The 20,262-nt window shown below is 45.8% G+C and carries 8 protein-coding genes; all 8 read left to right on the forward strand.

The window, feature by feature from the left end; translation table 11 throughout:
- Window positions 1-41 precede the first annotated feature (41 nt).
- The 8 genes from GGD38_RS24225 (at window position 42) to GGD38_RS24260 (ending at window position 20,226) form a co-directional block, all read left to right on the forward strand.
- Complete coding sequence (locus GGD38_RS24225; RefSeq protein ID WP_375303895.1) at window positions 42-1,052, forward strand: type IX secretion system membrane protein PorP/SprF; 1,011 nt, start codon at window positions 42-44, stop codon at window positions 1,050-1,052.
- 25 nt (window positions 1,053-1,077) lie between these two features.
- Window positions 1,078-2,841, forward strand: a complete 1,764-nt coding sequence (locus GGD38_RS24230) for an OmpA family protein (protein WP_375301555.1) — start codon at window positions 1,078-1,080, stop codon at window positions 2,839-2,841.
- A 60-nt stretch (window positions 2,842-2,901) separates the two neighbouring features.
- On the forward strand, window positions 2,902-3,921 hold the full coding sequence (locus GGD38_RS24235; RefSeq protein ID WP_375301554.1) for a type IX secretion system membrane protein PorP/SprF: 1,020 nt from the start codon (window positions 2,902-2,904) through the stop codon (window positions 3,919-3,921).
- Window positions 3,922-3,962: 41 nt separating this feature from the next.
- Window positions 3,963-6,110, forward strand: coding sequence for a M43 family zinc metalloprotease (locus GGD38_RS24240; protein WP_375301553.1), 2,148 nt, complete (start codon window positions 3,963-3,965; stop codon window positions 6,108-6,110).
- Between the two features lie 36 nt (window positions 6,111-6,146).
- Window positions 6,147-8,177: a gliding motility-associated C-terminal domain-containing protein gene (locus GGD38_RS24245; protein ID WP_375301552.1), complete on the forward strand. Its 2,031-nt coding sequence runs from the start codon at window positions 6,147-6,149 to the stop codon at window positions 8,175-8,177.
- A gap of 17 nt (window positions 8,178-8,194) precedes the next feature.
- Window positions 8,195-10,657, forward strand: a complete 2,463-nt coding sequence (locus tag GGD38_RS24250) for a gliding motility-associated C-terminal domain-containing protein (protein ID WP_375301551.1) — start codon at window positions 8,195-8,197, stop codon at window positions 10,655-10,657.
- A 39-nt stretch (window positions 10,658-10,696) separates the two neighbouring features.
- Window positions 10,697-11,269: a hypothetical protein gene (locus GGD38_RS24255; protein ID WP_375301550.1), complete on the forward strand. Its 573-nt coding sequence runs from the start codon at window positions 10,697-10,699 to the stop codon at window positions 11,267-11,269.
- A 302-nt stretch (window positions 11,270-11,571) separates the two neighbouring features.
- Window positions 11,572-20,226: a hypothetical protein gene (locus GGD38_RS24260; protein WP_375301549.1), complete on the forward strand. Its 8,655-nt coding sequence runs from the start codon at window positions 11,572-11,574 to the stop codon at window positions 20,224-20,226.
- The last annotated feature ends 36 nt before the right edge of the window (window positions 20,227-20,262 follow it).

Here is a 20,262-nt window from a genome sequence, read left to right on the forward strand (position 1 = left end):
GTCCGCCCCGCTAACAAAAACTATTTAAATAAAGAACTGCTATGAGAAGACCATTTATCAGCCGATTGTTGACGCTGTTGCTTCTTTTAACCGGCGCCGATAAGGCGTTGCAGGCGCAGGTAGATCCGCATTTTACGCAGTACTACGTATATCCTTCGTGGTTGAATCCGGCGTTAACCGGTTCGTTCGATGGCGACTATCGCGTATCGGGTATTTATAGAAGCCAGTGGGGTAATATCAGCAAACCTTTCAGAACTATTGGGCTTGGCGGCGAGTTTGTTACCAATAACAATGTGAACATTGGCATTAATCTGCTTAACCAAACAGCTGGTGATGGCGGTTACTATTATACTACCGGCTACGCCAATCTTGCTTATACTGGCGTTCGACTGGGTGCAGCAGAAAATCATCGCATTGTAATGGGCCTGCAACTTGGAATGATCTGGCGTGGGTTCAATTCTTCCAAATTTACATTTGGCGATCAGTGGGACCCTATTACCGGTTTTAACCCTGGCAATACAACAGATGGATTTAATAAAACAAAAACGTCTTCTTTCGATGCCGGCGCCGGGTTGTTATACTTCGATGCAACACCTGGTAAAAAGGCTAATCTATACGCCGGGTTTTCTGTATCGCATCTTACCAAACCCAAAGATTATTTCAGCACAAACGGCAATGCAAACCTGCCCATACGGTATACCGGTCATGCCGGTGTAAGACTTACTTTTTCAGAAGTGCTGAGTGTTACGCCCAATGTATTGTATTCAAAACAGGGTACTGCCGAAGAGAAAATGGCCGGTGCATATGTTCAAATGAATGCCGCGCCGGGAACCGATGTAATGCTTGGCGCCAACTACAGAATAAAAGATGCCATATCGCCATTTGTAGGCTTTGCCCATCATAATATGGTGTTGGGCATCAGCTACGACGTGAACACTTCCGATCTGGGCAAAATGGCGCATGGCTCAAACAGTTTCGAATTATCTCTATCCTTTACGGGACGACGATCGATCAAAACACCTGAAGCGCATTTCATTTGTCCAAGGTTATAATTCACCATCGACCAAAACTATTACAATGAAAAAGATACTTGTAATACTGGTTTCATTTACTGGTTCCATTTGGGCCAGGGGCCAGTTTGTGACAGATTATCTAAAGGCTGCCGATGCATACTATAAAAAAGGAGATTACTATTCTGCTGCGCAGTATTATGAAAAATACCTGAATTCAAAAACAACAAAGGCCAAACCTGAAGATTATAATCCATATAATGTTAAACCTGCAGCCGGCGGCAAAAGTGTTGCCCCCAATGCACAACTTGCCGTATACAACCTGGCTGAAAGTTATCGCCAGTTAAACTACCCGGTAAAAGCAGTTGCTTACTATGAAAAGGCTTTAAGTTATCAGAACAGCCAGCTTCCGTTGGCGCAATATTATTATGCCGGCACGTTACGGGCATTAGGTGATTACGAGGGCGCGGAAAGGGCATTTCAACAGTTCCTCGATGAATATAAAACGGAGGACGTTTACGTCAATTCTGCCAAAAGCGAGGTGCTGAACCTGCACTTTATAAGAGAACAATTGAATAGGGAGGATCTCAAATTATATACTGAAGTAAAACAGGGCGTACAAATGAATCCTATGGGCGCCAACTATTCGCCGGTTTGGTTGAACGGAAATACCTTGTTGTTTACGTCTACCCGAACAGAAGGTGATTCTTCAAACAAACCTTTTCTAAACCGGTTGTATGAAGCAGTGTATGAAAATGGTGAAGCAAAGAGCGTAAATAAAATTGAAATACCTCAGGGCGCCGGTATTCATCAGGGTGTAGCCTGTATTTCTTCCGATGGAAAAACAATGTTTCTTACCCGCTGGTCACTAGTGGGTGGTAAGAAAACTTCTGCCATATATACCAGCAAAAAGACTGATAATAGTTGGAGTGAACCTGTGTTGTTTGATGCGTTGGTGAATACACCTGGTTATAACGCACAACAGCCATATTTAATGTCAGACGGGAAAACTTTATTATTCTCCAGCGATAAACCGGGTGGTAGCGGCGGCTTTGATCTTTGGTATGCCACACTTGATGCCAGTTTAAAACCCGAGAAGTCAGCTAATCTTGGTGCTACTATAAATACGATCAATGATGAACAGGCCCCTTACTATCATGATTCAACCGGTACATTGGTTTTCTCCAGCAACGGTCGTATAGGCATGGGCGGTTTCGATTTCTTTTTTAGCAAAGGCACTATTGATGCCTGGGCCACGCCCGAAAACCTTGGCTACCCGGTTAATTCAATAAAAGACGATATCTATTTCACCAGCCGGGGCGGCAGTAAAAATATTCTCGACGATGTGATGTTGAGCTCTGATCGTTCTGCCGATTGTTGTTTGGAACTATTTACACTTAAAAAACAACGTCTGCCAGATCCTGTACCTCCGCCTGTTACTGAACTGGTAAAAGAGGAACCAAAAGTTGAAGCAGTGATCGTGCTTGATAATGTGTATTACGATTTTGATAGGTCGTCACTACAGCAGGAATCATTTGCTGCATTGGATAAACTGGTTGGTTTGTTGAAGCAGTATCCCTCTATGGTTATCGAAATAAGAGCGCATACCGATAATAGGGGTGACGATAAGTACAATATGACCTTATCTGATGCCCGGGCACAGGTTGTTGTGAATTACCTGGTAAGCAAGGGCATTGATAAGGTTCGTTTACAAAGCAAAGGTTATGGTGCCAGTATGCCGGTTGCGCCGAATAAGAAGGATGATGGCAGCGATGATCCTGAGGGGCGGCAAAAGAACCGCAGGACTGAGTTTAAAGTATTGAGTAAATAGGTTACGAGTTGACTCGTTAACAAGTTAACTAGTCAACTATCATCGTTTTAAATCCAGGGCATGAAAAAGATAACAATAGTATGTTTGGTGATTTTAGCTGCCTGCTCCCACACACAGGCCCAGCAAAAACCTCACTACACCCAATACATCCTGAATCAGTATATTCTGAACCCGGCATTAACCGGTATTGAGAATTATACCGATGTAAAGGTGAGTCACCGGCATCAGTGGGTAGGCATCGACGGGTCGCCTGTTACTTCTTACCTTACTGTACATACGCCATTAGGTAAAAAAGACTACAAAACAACGGCTACTTCTTTTTCAATGCCCGGCGAAAATCCAAGAGGGGAGCGGTACTGGGAAGAATATACAGCAGCAGAACCACATCATGGTATCGGGTTACAGGTTATCAATGATAAGGCGGGGCCATTAAATCAATTCACCGCTAATGTTACGTATGCCTATCATATTGGTATTAGTCCGCGTACAAGCATTGCCGCTGGGTTTGGCGCCGGGTTTACCAAATTAGGACTGCAAACCGATAAGCTGCAGTTTGCTACTGCTGTTGATCCTGCTGTTTATAGCAGCGGTACCATCAATAAATGGAAACCCGATGTTAGTGCGGGCGTGTACCTGTATTCCGCTGATTATTTTGTTGGTGTTTCAGCCCAGCAGATCATTCCACAGAAAATTGATTTTGTAGATAATACTGTTAAGAAAACCGGGGGCCGGCTCGTCCCTCATGTGTTCACGACGGCCGGCTACCGTTTTTTGCTGGGTGAAGACTTCAATCTTACACCTTCTGTATTGGTAAAATATATTGACCCGCTGCCCGTGCAGGTAGATTTTAACGCCAAGCTGCAATACCTCGATTTTCTATGGCTGGGCGCCAGCTATCGCCTGAAATATGGTTATGCTGCCATGGCGGGTATCAATTTATCCAATACAGTTCATGTAGGTTACTCCTATGATTATTCTACAACAACCCTGAATAATTACAGTCATGGTACGCATGAATTATTAATAGGCTTTACCATTGGAAACAAATACGATGATGGCTGCCCCAGAAATGTTTGGTGAACGAAATTAAAATCCATTAGCAAATCAGAAATAATTTAATAATGCTTTTAAAAAGATATGGTTGTATAGCAGCGCTGGTGTTGTTGCAAGGTTTTTTGTACAGTGTAAAGGCGCAGGTTGTTCCCATTAAGCGCTGTGCAACCATGGAGCTGTTAAAAAGCTCGTTTGAGAAAGACCCATCCCTTAAAGAGAGATATGAGCAGGATCTGCTTCGTATTGATCAATTGGCTGCTCAACGTGCCAGCAATCCGCAGGCGCGGGAAATGGCCAGTGCGGTGTACATCCCTGTTGTATTTCATATTGTACTGCCCGATCCTGCAGCAGTTACCGATAAGATGGTAGAGGACCAGCTGAAAGTGCTGAACACCGATTTTGCCGGCTTAAATGCTGATTCTATAAACGTCCCTGCCGCCTTCAAACCTTTATTCGGTCATTCAAAGATCCAGTTTGTACTGGCCAAACGTACGCCTGCTAATTTGCCAACCAGCGGTATTGAACGGGTAGTTACAAGCGTGCCTTCGTTTACGCCAAACGACAATTACGTAAAGCACGTCAGTACCGGCGGCGCCAATGTATGGAGCTCGTCGCGTTACCTCAATATTTGGGTGTGTACGCTGGCAGGTGGCATTTTGGGTTATTCTACATTTACTAACAGCGCTTCGGCCGATGAACAGGGTATTGTAATATATAATGTAACTATGCCCGGAGGCTCCCTGGCTGGTTACAATGATGGTCGTACGCTTACCCATGAAGCCGGTCATTTCTTTAACCTTTATCATATCTGGGGCGATGATGATGGCACCTGTGAGGGTAGTGATAGAATTAATGATACGCCCGACCAGGCCGATGCTTCTTCTGGCTGCCACTCCGGTGTGCTTACCGATGCCTGTTCAAAATCGGCGCCGGGCATCATGTACCAGAATTATATGGATTATAGCAGCGATGGTTGTATGGCCATGTTCACCTTGTTACAGGTGAACCGTATGGAAACAACCCTGAATAATAGCCGGGCTTCGCTGCTGACCTCTAATGCGGCCGTGTCGCCACTTAAAGATGTTGATGCGCAAATGATAAGCATCGATAACCCGCTTAATCGCGTGTGCGATACAAAATTTCAACCCATAATTACTATTCGTAATTACGGCGCATTACCGCTTACTTCGATCGATATCAGTGCAAGCGTTGATGGCGGTACTCCTGTATTGACCCACTGGACGGGATCCTTACCCAGTTTATCTACAGTTGCCATTACCTTGAATGCTATTGCTGCCGGTGTCAATGGATTGCATGCGCTTAAAATACAACTCAGTTCGCCTAATGCCACTGCCGATATGGTACCGGCCACCGATACGCTGAGCAAAGCATTTATTTATCCCGCTGCGCTTGCGCCTCCTGTTGCTGAAGGTTTTGAATCGGATGCCTTTCCGCCTGCCGGTTGGGATATTATCAATGCCGATAATTCATTTACCTGGGAACGGGTAGCAGGTGTTGCCAAAACAGGCAGCGCTGCAATGGTTGCCCGTAATTATTCCTATACCCAAAACGGTCAAATAGATTACCTGCGTATGCCACAGGTTGCTATTACCGGTGCTGATTCTGCTTTCCTCTCTTTTCAGGTAGCTGCTGCTATGCAAACCAACGCCGGAACATTGCTGAATAGCTGGGATACATTACAGGTACTTGTTAGTACCAATTGTGGTAGCACCTGGACCAGCTTATACAAGAAATGGGGCGGGGCGCTCATCACCCGTAATGGCATTACCAAAAGCGAGTTTATACCATCGGCCGGTGAATGGAGAAAAGATTCGGTAAATCTTACCCCATACATCAACAAAGGGTCTGTCATGATCGCTTTCGCCAATTCAAATGGTAATGAAAATAATGTTTACATAGACGATATCAATTTATATAAGAAGGGAAGCCATGCTGATTTAAACGGGCAGGAGTATGTAATTACACCAAACCCTTCCAATGGGCCGCTTACAATACAGTTTGGTACAACCCCGGTAAATCTAAAAGGCATTTCTCTGTACAACAGCCTTGGCCAAAAGATAGCAGAGGAAATAATTAGCAACAATACACCAGCTACGCTTTATCGGTTCAGTTTGACCCGGTATGCAAGCGGCGTTTATGTAGTTCGGTTGGTATATAGTGATCATACAGTATCCAGGAAGATCATTAGAAAATAATTTTTCAAAAATATTATAAAAGCAAAGCCTTGACTGATGAACACACAGCGCATTAATAACCAATTCAGGAGAAATAGCATAATTCCCATTTACATTGGAATGTTGCTCGGTTTGCTGATGATGCATGGCAAAAGCTATGCGCAACCAACGTATAACCCTATTGCTGTAACCGGTTTTCAACATGATGTTATTGCTGATACGGGAAAAAGTGTGCTGGCTACAACTACTACCATGATCGATGGAAGCCCGTTTGTTGCCCGTCACGTTTTGTATTCGGCAACCTTTGCTGCAAATAATGGTCTTACGGGCGGCTTAGCCGACAATGGCACTATTATAAGCGGAAAACGTACTTATCAGCTGGCGCCGTACATAGGAAAGAATGCGTTGTATTTATCACGGAATGGTACGGTTGACAGTACTAAAACCGAGGGCACGCTTAGTTTGGTAACGCCTGGTTATTATGCGCGGTTAAGTCTGGTGGCTTTTTCAACCGAGGGCTCAAGCAGCCTCAATATCAATATCAACTATACCGATGGTTCTTCTGAACGTGCCATGACGAATGCCCCGTTGGCCGACTGGTATGTAGGCACTACCAATGTAGTGTTAACCGGCCCGGGCCGTATTGGCCGTGATACGGTGCCGCCATTCTCAGTCGATGGCGTAGGCATCTGGCCAAAATTCTTTTCACACGATTTTATAACCAGTTGTCTCAATCAAAACAAAATGGTAAAATCTGTTACCATTTTAGATACAAGCGCGAGCGCAGGCTCACGGGTTGTGGTGCTGGCTTTATCGGGCGAAAGCATTCAGCCGTATAATATCAGTTCTGCTGTATTGCCTGCCCGTTGCGGCATTACTGACAATGGTTATATCTCATTGAGTGTAACAGGCGGTGTTAAACCATTCAGGTATCAGTGGAATACTACACCGGCTCAAACTACACCATTTGCGGCGGGATTGCCTGCGGGTACTTATACCGTCAATGTAAAAGATTCAAACGGTTGTATAAGACCGTATACGGCTACTGTTACACTCATTACACCGGCGCCGGTTATTGCCAAAGCAACCACTTTACAGGTTTGCGCCGGAACGCCCGTTACATTATATGCTGACACCACTTATGTTGCCCCCGGTGGCACCTATACCTGGAACCCCGGTAGTGCAAATGGCTCAGCCATTGTGGTAACACCCGGCGCCACTACAAAATATTATGTTGATGCCGAAGATAAATATGGTTGTCCTTCTTCCGATACGGTGGAGGTTACCGTAAAACCGGCGGCTACTGCTGCTTTCACGGTGAGCCCCGATCCGGTTTGTCCTAATACCCCGCAGATCGTTACCTATACGGGTAATGGCACCGCTACAGCTACTTATAACTGGAACAGCTTTGGCGGCGCCTCCTTACAATACGGCGCAGGTGCAGGCCCCTATAGCATTGTATACAGTCAGTCCGGTACATATAATATTCAATTACAGGTTACAGTGAGTGGCTGTACAACAACCGCTACCAAACAAGTGCATATTGACGCACCGCTGGCAACGCCGGTTGTTACGGTGGCTTCTGTAACAACCAGCACTATTTCGTTTAGCTGGCTGCCGGTGCCCGGCGCTATTGGTTATATAGTGTCGGTTAATGGCAGTCCATATATCACTCCTACTTCGGGCAGCCTTGGAACTACGCATAGCATAATAAATCTGCAACCGGTTGAGAAAATGGTGATCAGTGTAATTGCACTAGGTGTTGAAGTGTGCCGCAACAGCGCCATCGGAAAAGGGGAGGGCACAACGTTGACCGATGAAGTATTTATCCCAAACTCTTTCTCGCCAAATGGTGATGGCAAGAACGAAACCTTCAGGCCATATGGTAATGCCATCGCAAGCGCCAATATGAAGATCTTCAATCAATGGGGTGAGCTTATATATGAAGGCAGCGAGTATACTACTGGTTGGGATGGAAAACACAAAGGGAAATTGCAACCAATGGGTGTTTACTTCTACGTGATAAAAGTAAAATTAGTAAATGGTACAGAAAGTAACAGGAAAGGATCGGTGAACCTGTTGCACTAAACACTAAACGCGAAGAAATGATCAAAATCGGATTACATATCTGCCTCTTATTTGGTGGGTTGGTTATTGCAACCGGTTCCCAGGGTCAAACCTATACGCCTATTGACATTACCAGCGGTTTTAACCAGGATGGTATTGCCGAGTCGGGTATCGATGCCACAGCTGTAACCACAACCGGGCTTGATCTTTCCAGGAATATTATGTATTCCGACATCTTTGCGGCGATAGTTGGTTTACAGGGTGGCTTACCCAGTAACGGCCTTATTGTAAATGGTAATAAAACCTGGCAATTGCAGCCGTATACCGGTAACAATGTAATGTACTTGTCTGCCGGCGGCTCACAGGCCAATACCATGGCCTTCGGTACATTTAATTTAGCAACACCAGCCAGGTATTCGGCAGTGAACCTGTTGTTGTTCTCAACGGAAAGAGAAAGCAATATCAATATTGTACTGACCTTTACCGATGGTAGTACTTATAATGCAGGTAATAAGTTTATTGCCGACTGGTTTGGCGGAACACCATTTGTTTATTCGGGCTATGGAAGAACCACACGTGAAAGCATGCCGCCGTATGTAACAGATGGGGTGATTACAAATAATCCCCGTTTTTACGAGGTTGACATACCGCTGAGTTGTGTGAACAAGAACAAGTTACTGCAATCGGCAACTATTAGTTATTTATCAGGTACAACGGCGCCGGGCAGGTGTGTAGTGTTGGCCATGTCGGGTGTGGGGTATACGCCGCCAACGGTTACGCCTGCAATTACCCAGGCTACCTGTAACAATGCCAATGGCAGTATTGCATTAACGGTAGCTAATGGCGCAGCTCCTTTTACCTATGCGTGGAGCACAACGCCGGTGCAAACAACTGCTATTGCAAGCGGCCTTACACCTGGTACGTATTCATGTACTATTACCGAAGCTGATAATTGTACTGTTAATTATTCCGGCGCGGTTACATCTACTGCTGTTGCGGTGTTAACAGCTTCGGCTAACCCAACTGCTGTATGTGTTGGCGATGTGGCCACTTTATCGGTAAGCGCAAGTGGCGGTACAGTTGCTACCTATACATGGAGCCCGGGTAATGTAACCGGTAGCAGCGTGCAGGTTACACCAACCACTACCACTACCTATACGGTAAGTGGAACCGATAATAATGGCTGTGCGGTGTCGGCCACCGTTCCGGTAACCGTAAAGCCTTCTCCAACTTCAACTTTTACAGTATCGCCAGCCAATGGTTGTTTGGGCACGGTGCAAACAGTTACTTATACAGGTAATGCAGCTGCTTCGGCTACTTATAACTGGTTTAATATGGCCGGGGCTACCGTGCAAAACGGCAGCGGCCAGGGGCCTTACTCAATAGTGTTTAATAATACAGGAAATCATAACCTGCAATTGCAGGTAACCGATAACGGTTGCGTGTCAACAATAACAACAAGTCCGGTTGTTATTTCTACCCCGGTTTCAGCGTCCTTTACCGTCAGTGAGTCATTAATATGTGCCGGTTCAACCATTACCGTTACATATACAGGTAGTGGGGCAAATACTGCCGCCGCTACCTGGGGCTGGGGTGGGGGAAACGTATTGCAGGGCAGCGGATTTGGGCCCTATACCGTTAAATACGACAAAACCGGCATCATTAGTTTGTCGGCAAAAGATGGTGCCTGTACTTCAAATGCCCCTTCCAGTTTGATTACCGTAGTGCCTATGCCGGTGGCAGATTTTTCGCCCAATAAATCAACGGGCTGTGTGCCGCATTCTGTAACCTTCAATAACACATCAAAGAACAGCGATTCATGGCGGTGGGATTTGGGAGATGGCAGTGGCTACACCAACAATAGTTTAAGCCCCTCATTTACCTATAACAATACAGGTGTTTATAGCGTGAGCCTCATCGCTTCTGCACAGGGTATGTGTCACGATACGCTGGTAAGGACCAATATTATCAATGTAAAAACATATCCCACGGCCTCCTTTACAGTTAATCCGTTGGAGAACGTGCCATTGGAATTGCACGATGCCAATTTCAATTTCACAAACAGTTCACAGGGGGCCGCCTCTTACAAATGGGAGTTCGGTGATGGCGATACTTCAGTGAGTGCAAACGCTTCGCATCATTATCAGTATCCCGGTAATTATGTAGTAACCCTGCATGCCTACAATGATATTGGTTGTGAAGATACTGCTGTACGTGAGTTTATGATGGTGATACCCGATAAGGTACTGGTCATTCCCAATGTTTTCAGTCCAAATGGCGACGGTACCAATGATACCTGGGAAATAGCCGGTTTGCGTGGAGTTACTAATTGTACGGTAGAGATCTTTAACCGCTACGGTCAACAGGTATATGGCAGTCATGGATATAGTAATCCCTGGGATGGCACCTGGAAAGGCAAACAGGTTCCGGTTGGAACTTTCTACTACATAATAAAGACTGTCACCCGCAATTACAATGGCTGGGTAGCAGTGATCAGATAAACGTATTGTAAATCTTTCAATAAAATCAAAAATTCAATTATGAAACACATGTTCCTGAGGAGCTCTTATGTATTAGTGTTTACTGCTGCTTTACTGTTTACTGCGTGTAAGAAAGGCGATACCGGCCCTGCTGGTGAAAAAGGCGATGCTGGTGAAAAAGGTGCTACCGGCGCTACAGGTGCTACCGGTAAAAATGGAAGCGCCAATGTTATTTATTCGCCCTGGATAGATGTTACATTCAACGCTGTTGATACCTCTTTTGAAGGTGTTATCGAAGCTCCCAAGATCGTTGATAGTATTGTGCAAAAAGGTGAGGTTAAAGTGTATTGGAATATCAATACGCCTGCTGCTCCAACTATTGTTGCTTTACCTTATGCCGATAATGGTTTGATCTTCCGTTTGAAGGATTTCCTGATCTTCCCGATCATTCAGTCAGGTAGTATCTTTTTGGAGTCAACTTACAATGTAAGCTCACGCACCGATCCAAACACAAATGAAAAGATTTTTCAATATCGTTATGTAATTATTCCTGGCGGTGTTTCTGCCCGTACTTCTACAGTTAACTGGGATGATTATAATGCGGTGAAAGCTTATCTCGGGTTGAAAGACTAGTCTTTCCCTGGCTGCAACAGTCGGGGATAACTTCCCGATTGTTTCATAAAATGTAAATCGGGTTGCCTCTTCCGGGGCGGCCCCTTATTAACAAATAGGCAATAGACAATAGGCAATAGACAATAGACAATGGGCAATAGACAATAGGCAATAGGCAATAGACAATAGACAATAGGCAATGGACAATAGGCAAAGCTCAAAGTTCAGCCACCCTTGCCAATTGCAAATTGCCGGTTGCCAATTGATTTAATTGCCAATTGATTTAACATTCACAATATTGAATTATGAGAAATTCTGCGTCAATGATCCGGAAGGTTTATGTGGGTATCGCACTGATGTTGTTATCGCTTACCGGTACGGCACAAACGGTAACAACGGTTCCCGTTACCGGTTTTACTGCCGATGTAATAGCCAATGGCCCTACATTCGCCGGCTCTGTTACTGCCGATGTTGATAGTGGTGGTTATTACTTCCTGAACCAAAGCTTTACTGCGTTTGGTACCCCTGCTAATTATCTGCCAAACTCCGGCTCTTTTATTAGTGCGGCCTCCGCTTTGGTCTCTTTTCAAATGGCTGATGCATCGGTGAATAACTCACTGCGCCTCGATACCATTGGTAAAACCGGAACATTGACATTTGTTACTCCCCGTACGGCCGCTATCGTTTACCTGCTGGCCACTTCTGGCGGCTCGGCGGCTACTATTAATGTAACCCTGAATTTTGCCGATGGAACAACACAAACCGTTACCGGCATCAATGTGCCCGACTGGTACGATGGTACTTCATTCGCCATACGGGGTATAGGGCGTGTGAATGGAAACGGTCAGGTACTGGATAATGGCGGCGGCGCTAATAATCCACGCATATACCAGGTAGCCGTTCCCGTGAATGGGCCTAACTATACAAAACTTATTTCTTCCGTTACTTTTACCCGCACAAGCTCAAGAGGTATTACACAGGTCATGGCGGTAAGTGCCATGAATTCCTGTGTACCGCCTGCTGCACAACCAGCCTCGCTGGTGCTTACGGCTGCCTCTACCAGCCAGATCACTGGTACATTTATAGCTTCATCACCTGCTGCAAATGCTTACCTGGTTGTTCGTTATCCTGCGGGGGCTACACCTGTTAACCCGGTAAATGGTACTACTTACACTGTTGGGTCAACGCTGGGAACAGGTACAGTAATACAAATAAATTCGGCTACGTCGTTTTCTTCAACCGGCCTTACCGGTGGCACGGCTTATGACTATTATGTATATGGCTATAATAATACCGGTTGTATTGGCCCTGTTTATAATACTACAGCGCCATTAACTGCAACACAAACAACAAATACCTGTACGGGCCCCAGTGGCATTATTCCCGTGGGCCCAACCGGAACCTATCCTACATTAACGGCAGCGCTGGCTGCTTTGCAAAGTGGTGTGAGCGGCTCAGTGATACTTGAATTGCAAAGTACTTATACCAGTAGCGCCGAAACATTCCCTCTTGTTATTGCTACCAATGCATGTTTGAATGCAACCCGTACGTTAACTATACGTCCCGAAGCAGGTGCCAACGGATTGGTTATTACCAGTTCGGCTGTTGGCCCTACTATTGATCTTTCTGGCGCTAATTATGTAACCATCGATGGCCGCCCCGGTGGAACGGGCGCTGTTATTGCGGTTACTGCTGCCGGTACAACTAATACAACTAATCTGAATATCATCAACACCAATGTGGCGGGCACTGCGCTCAGGCTCGACTATGGTGCTTCTAATAATACAATAAAATATTGCGACCTGCAGGGGCAGAACACTACTGCAGCCAATCAGCCCACAGGCATTGCTGGTGTGGTGTATATAGGTAATAATGGGGCCAATGGAAACGATAATAATACTTTTGATCATTGTAATATCCACTCTACAGGCGCCGGTTCTACAAAACCTACCATTGGTATTTATTCGCTGGGGTACGATAACTCAAGCGCTACGGCTTCATACGTGCCCCAGTTCAACGATCGCAATGCGGTGATTGGTTGTAATATTTACGATTATTTCAATGCCGGTAATGCCGCTGGCCTTGAAGTGAACCTGGGTAATACGGGTTTTACGATCGCTGCCAACAGTTTCTTTCAAACGGAAGCCATTTCGGTCACTACTTCCAATGCTTTCAACCGGGCCATCTGGATCGCTCCTTTCCGCACATCCAGTGCCGGTGAAATAGGGAATGGGTTTATCATTGTGTCTAACTTTATAGGTGGTAGTGCGCCCAATTGTGGCGGCGCTCCATATACTATGGCCGCTGGCTCCGCTGGCTTTTTTGAAGGCATCAGGCTTGAAGTGGCTGATGCCGCTACACCACAGGCTGCTTCTTCGGTACAGGGTAATATGATCACCAATATCAGTATTAATACAAGCACGGCTACAACTACTACCGATGCCATGCATGCCATTGCGGTTGTAAATGGTACAGGCAATGTAGAAGTGGGTACTATTACCGGTAATACCATTGGCTCGGTAAACGGTATAAATGGTACTACCGATGGCGGAATTACCATCAATGCCACCGGTTCCATTGCCAGTCATATGATCTTTTTAACGGGTACCTACAATGCAACTGTTAAAAACAATTTCATTGGTAATGTGCTGCTCACCGCTGCGGGCAATTACTTCTCGGGTATATTCACCAATGCTGCTATTACGGGTAATTTCAGCAATAATACCATTGCCAATATTACGGCTTCGAACAACGGCACAACAACCGGCCGGTTTATAAATGGTATTCAGGTTACAACTGCGGCGGCTGTTTTGACTATTGCGAATAATATCATTAAAAACCTTACCTGTAACTATGCCACTACGGGCACTGCTACATCGCAGGTGGTAGGTATCAATATTACTTCTACTACCGCCAATTTGAGTGGTGGTATAACCAATAACACAATTGCCAACCTGGCGAATGCCACGCAGAGCACGGCTACCGCCGGCTCCAGCGCCATTATTGGTATTGCCAGCGCCAGCACCAATGCTGCCGGTACTTTTATAACCGGAAATAGCATCGATTCGCTGGTGGCAACTACAAGTACTGTTGCCGCTGTAAGCGTAACCGGGTTGTATGTTACAGGATCAACAGCTGTAAGTAATATCATAGCCAAAAACTTCATTCATAGTTTTGACGCCAATACCGCCAATACCGGCGCGGTATTGAACGGTATCTACATCGGTGGCGGTTCTGCTGTTTACAGCAATAATATGGTGCGCTTGGGTATAAAGCCCGATGGCGCTTCGCTCGTCACAGCGCTTGGTATTAATGGTATTGTTGTGAATACAACTGCCAATAACGGTTTTTATCATAACAGCGTATATGTTGGTGGAACTGGCGTAGGCTCCAATGTGGCTAACTCATATGCTTTTACCCGCATTACTACATCGGGCACACACGATATTCGAAATAATATTTTTTCCAACACTCGTTCAAATGCAACTGGTGGTGGTAAACATTTCAGTATTTCCTTTGCTGGTTCCAATGCAGGCGCTGCTGTTAATTATAACGTGTACCAGTATAGTGGCACCGGTGGTAAGTTTGCTTATAGCGGTACTACTGAAGTGAGTAATTATCTCAATGGCGGTTCACCGACTGCCGGCTGGCTCAGTGGCGATATAAACAGTGTTACCGGCGATCCTAATTTCATTAATCCTACCGGTAACCTGTCAGCAATTAACCTGCATATAAATACAACAGGTACATCGGTAGCGGAAGGTACAGGTACGGCTATTGCGTCAATTACCGACGATTATGACGGCGATACCCGCAGTGGTTTAACCCCTGTTGATATTGGGGCCGATGCCGGTAATTTTGTAGCGCCGCCTGCAAATTGTACTACACCCAATACACCTGCAGGGTTGGTGCTCACTACTATTTCAGCAACTCAGATCAATGGTTCATTCACTGCATCACCGGGTGGCGCCAACGGTTACCTCGTAGTTCGTTACCCCGCTGGTGCAACACCTGTTGCCCCTGTTGATGGTATTACTTACCAGTTAGGTACTTCACTGGGCACAGGTACAGTGGTGGCATCCGGTTCTGCTACCAACTTTAACAGCGCCGGTTTATTGGCCAGTACAACTTATGATTACTATGTATATGCTTATAATAACGCTTGTATTAGTGCTATTAAATACAGCGCAGGTATAACTGCTTCCAAAGCAACAGGCGGCTGTAGTGGTCCCAGCGGACTTATTACCGTTGGCCCTAATGCTGCTTATAAAACATTAACTGCTGCCCTCGCATCCCTCAATGGCGGTATCAGCGGTGCGGTAATTGTAGAATTGCAAAGTGATTATGTAAGCACTGCAGAAACCTGGCCTATAACCATTGGTTCAAATGCATGTTTGAGCCCGGTGAACACAGTACTTATTCGCCCGGCAGCCAATGCAAACGGACTGGTTATTACTTGCCCGTACCCCGTGCCTGCCATTGACTTTAGCGGTGGTACTTATGTTACTATCGATGGAAGACCCGGTGGCGTAGGTTCAACAATTGGAGTAACTGCTGCAGGCAGCCTTAATGCAACCAATTTGAACATTGTTAATACAAGCGCTATTGGGGCGGCTATCCGTTTCGATAACCAGGCTTCTTTCAATAAAGTTATGTATTGCGATCTGCAGGGCATGAATGCTGTTGGGGGCGACAAGCCAACCCAAATGGCCGGGGTGGTGTATTTTGGTAACAATGGCGCAAATGGTAACGATAACAATACCATCGATCATTGTAACATTCACTCAAGCGGCACCAATGCAGACGTTCCTTCTATTGGCGTGTATTCACTGGGCGCCAATAATACGGGCGCTAACAGCAATTTCAATAACAATGACACCGTCTCTAATTGTAATATCTACGATTTCTTTCTGGCAGGTAACAACTCAGCTGGTATAGAAGTTGTTCAGGGTGCAAGTGGCTGGGTTATTAAGGGTAACAGCTTCTTTCAAACCGGCACACGTGCTTATACTGCGAATGGGTTTAACCGTGGTGTCTGGATAGCAACAAACATAAATGTAGGCAGTATAGGTAATGGCTTCACCGTTACAGATAACTACGTTGGCGGTTCTGCCCCGGCTTGTGCGGGTACTGCTTATACATTAACATCCTTTGGTAATTACTTCGATGGTATCAGGCTTGAGGTGGCCGAAGGTTTACCGGTTATGGCAAGTTCGGTACAGGGTAATACGATCACCAATATTTCTATTAACAGTACGGTTACAACAGCCAACGATGTGTTCCATGGTATAGCAGTTACCAATTCAAATGGTAATGTAAATATTGGTACCGTAACCGCAAATACAGTGGGTTCTGCTACCGCAACCGGCGCCATTACAATTTCGGGCGGCAGCGGTTCGCACACCATTCCGTATTTTATCTCCAATAGTGGTGGTGCAACTTCTGTGATCAATTTAAAACAGAATATAGCGGGTGGCATTACATTGGCAGGCGCCGGAAATAACTTCTCGGGTATTTTCGATAACCAGGTTGGTATAGTAAATATCGATGGTAACCTTATTGGTAGTTTAACAACGGCCAATAGTATCAATGCGGTGAATACATCCACAACCACCCCCATTTTTGTAAGGGGTATTAATATCTCTGGGGGTGCGGGTACATTTGCTATTACGAATAACACGATTGCTAATCTTACCAATAATGCCGGTGCCAATTCCAGTGCCTGTCAAACAGCGGGTATCAATATCGGGTCGGCCAGTTCAATAGTGACAACTGTTTCGGACAATACAGTGCGTAACCTGTACAGCGCTTCTACCTATACGTTTGGTAGCGGTAGCTCGGCTGTATTGGGTATTTATATGGGCGCTTCAACTGCCAACCCTGTTAGGGTAGTTGGTAATACCGTTCATAGCCTGGTATCTGGTGCAGCAACAGCCGGGGTTTATATAGAAGGTGTCTTCTTCTGGGGTAATAATTCTACCGCAGTTACCAATACCGTTGCAAGAAACAAGGTGCATAGCTTTGATGTAACTACTGCCAATACAAATGCCAATATGCGTGGTATTGAAATAAACCAGGGCAAGGTAGATGTGTATAATAACATGGTACGCCTGGGTATTCGTCCCGATGGCACTTCGCTTACCAATGCCATTCGTATAGATGGTATTATGAAAGGATCGGGCCTTAATGGTAACATCGTGTACAACAGTGTTTACATTGGCGGTACCGGTGTGGGCAATACAGTAAAGAATACGTCTGCCTTCCGTAAAGAAACCACTACGGGTGCCGACGATGTACGTAACAATATTTTCATCAATAACCGTTCGAATGCAACAACAACGGGTGGTACGCATTACTCGTTGTGGTTCGATAATCAGTTAAATTTTACTATTGAGCATAATATCTATGGCTATGGTGGAACCGGCGGGAAATTTGTTTCTACCAATGGAACAACCGGTACGCCTTTCGCCGCAACATATACCAGCAAATGGATACTGGGCAAGGATAGCACCAGTTTGGTAGTTGATCCTTTGTTTGTTGACGCTACCGGCTCTGCGGCTACGGTTGACCTTCATATTATTACTTCGGCAGCTTCGCCTGCCAATGCAGCCGGTGTACCGGTTGCCCTGGTAACAGATGATATTGAAGGCGAAACCCGCGACCTGCTTACACCTGATGTGGGCGCCGATGAATTCACGCAATCGAATGGTATAGATATGCAGGCCGTTTCATTGGAAACTCCTGTTGCCGGCAAAGGCTGTTATGGTAAAGAAGTAGTTGCTATTAAAGTGCGAAATAACAGTTCTGTGCCTTTGGACTTTGCGGTAAACCCCATGACGGTGACGGTTAATGTTACCGGCGCTGCTACGGCAAATATTATTTCAACAATAAACACAGGTACACTTGCCGCCGGCGCAACTATGGACGTTAAATTGGCCGGAGTAACTGATTCTGTTGATATGAGCGCGGCTGGTACCTATATTTTTGCAGCCAAAACAACAGTGACCGGTGATGTAAAAGTATCTAATGATGCTATGGCTATAGTTACCCGCACTAAAGTAGCCTTAACACCTGGGACCATCAGCGCTTCGCAAACCAGTTATTGCTTTAACGGGGCGCCTGTGCTTTCCATGACGGGAGGTAATGGGTTCTCTGATCTTCAATGGCAACAAAGCACCGATTCTGCTACATATACAAATATCACCAATGCCACTACAACGCCATTTTCGACAACAGCGGCTACGCAAACCTTGTATTACCGTTTGGCGGCCGGCTGTGTAAGCGACACGTTGTATACCCCAGCTGTAAAAGTGGTTATCAGTAGTCCGGCTATTACGGCAACATCGCCGGCTACCCGTTGTAGTGCTGGCGTGGTAAACTTACAGGCTACAGGTACACCCGGCGCTTCGCTGTACTGGTATGCCGATGCTACTTCAACTACACCTATTGGTATTGGTTCAGGCTATACAACGCCGTCTATTAACGATACAACCACTTATTATGTAATGGCTGTGGAAGGCAGTTGCCAAAGCGCCCGTACGGCGGTAGTGGCTACGGTTAATGACAGAATAGCCATTGCTGCGCAACCGCAGGGCCAGGGTGTATGTATGGGCAGCGCTGTTACATTTAGTATTAATGCTACCGGTTCGGCGCTTACTTATCAATGGAGAAAAAATGGCGTGAACATTGCCAATGCTACCGGTGCTACTTATTCAATTGCAAATGCTGTTGGGGCCGATGCTGGTCAGTACGATGTGGTAATTACCAATCCGTGCGGTATTGTGGTTTCAAATGTGGCAAACTTATCGGTTCAGTCTTCAAACAACTGGGTTGGTCAGGTAAGCAGCGATTGGAATACGGCTGCCAACTGGTGTGGTGGAGTACCAGTAGCAACCACTAATGTTAGCATAAATGCCGGTACGCCTTTCAGCCCGGTGATCGGTGGTGTTGCCAATGCTAATACAATTACTATCGGCAAAGGAGCTACACTTACAATCAATGCCAACGGTACATTAAATCTGTATGGGGATTTTGTAAATGATGGTACACTTAATGCAACGTCGGGTACTATCGCCTTCCGTGGCGCCACCAACCAAACCATTGCAGCTATGTCTGTTGGTAATGCCATTATGAATGGGGCAGGTGGTGTTACACTAAATGGTAATTTATCTATAGGCAATACACTTACATTAATGAATGGAAATATAACACTTGGCTCTTTTGATCTCTACCTGCAAAACGCTGCAAGTGGGAGTACAGCTAGCCACATCATCACCAATGGCACAGGTTCAGTTATTGCCACCAATGTAACCACTATCACAGTGCCGGTTGGTCATTCGGCCGCTGGATATAACCCGGTTACTATTGCAAACGGGCAGGGTATGACCTATACCGTTCGGGTGAAGGAAGGTTTAATAGCTAACGTTATCGACGACAACAAGGCCATCAACCGCACCTGGAATGTAACAACCACTGCTGTTCCTGCAGCGCCTGTAAGCATCACGTTGCAGTACGCTGATGCCGATGCCAACCCCGGTTGTGTACCATCTGCCATTATGGATGCCGGCGCTTACAATGGAGCAACCTGGGCGCTCATTTCACCTGCAGGCGGTGTTACGCCAACAGGAACATCGGCGGCGCGCCTGGTTACATTATCAACCACTTTATTAGGAAATATAGTACTAGCCAACCAGGGAATGTTAAAACAGGCGGTGCATGAATTTAGTGTTCAGTTATTGCCAACGCTGGTTACAGGCAGCAGCGCCAAACTGCGAATAAGCAGTCCGCGAACAATGAAAATAAGCTGGTCGGTACTGGATGCAGCCGGTAAAACGGTAAAGCGATTCACCACTTCTTCGATCCCTGGTGTGAATGACGTTGATGTAAACCTGGCAACGGTTGCAAACGGCGTATACACACTGCATGGAGTAGGGGACGATGGAAAAATACAAACAATCAGGTTTATGGTACAGCACTAACTCTTTGAATAACGCCCTAGATGTGATCATGATGCG

It is taken from the genome of Niastella sp. OAS944, from assembly GCA_024809215.1.
Classification (GTDB): domain Bacteria; phylum Bacteroidota; class Bacteroidia; order Chitinophagales; family Chitinophagaceae; genus Niastella.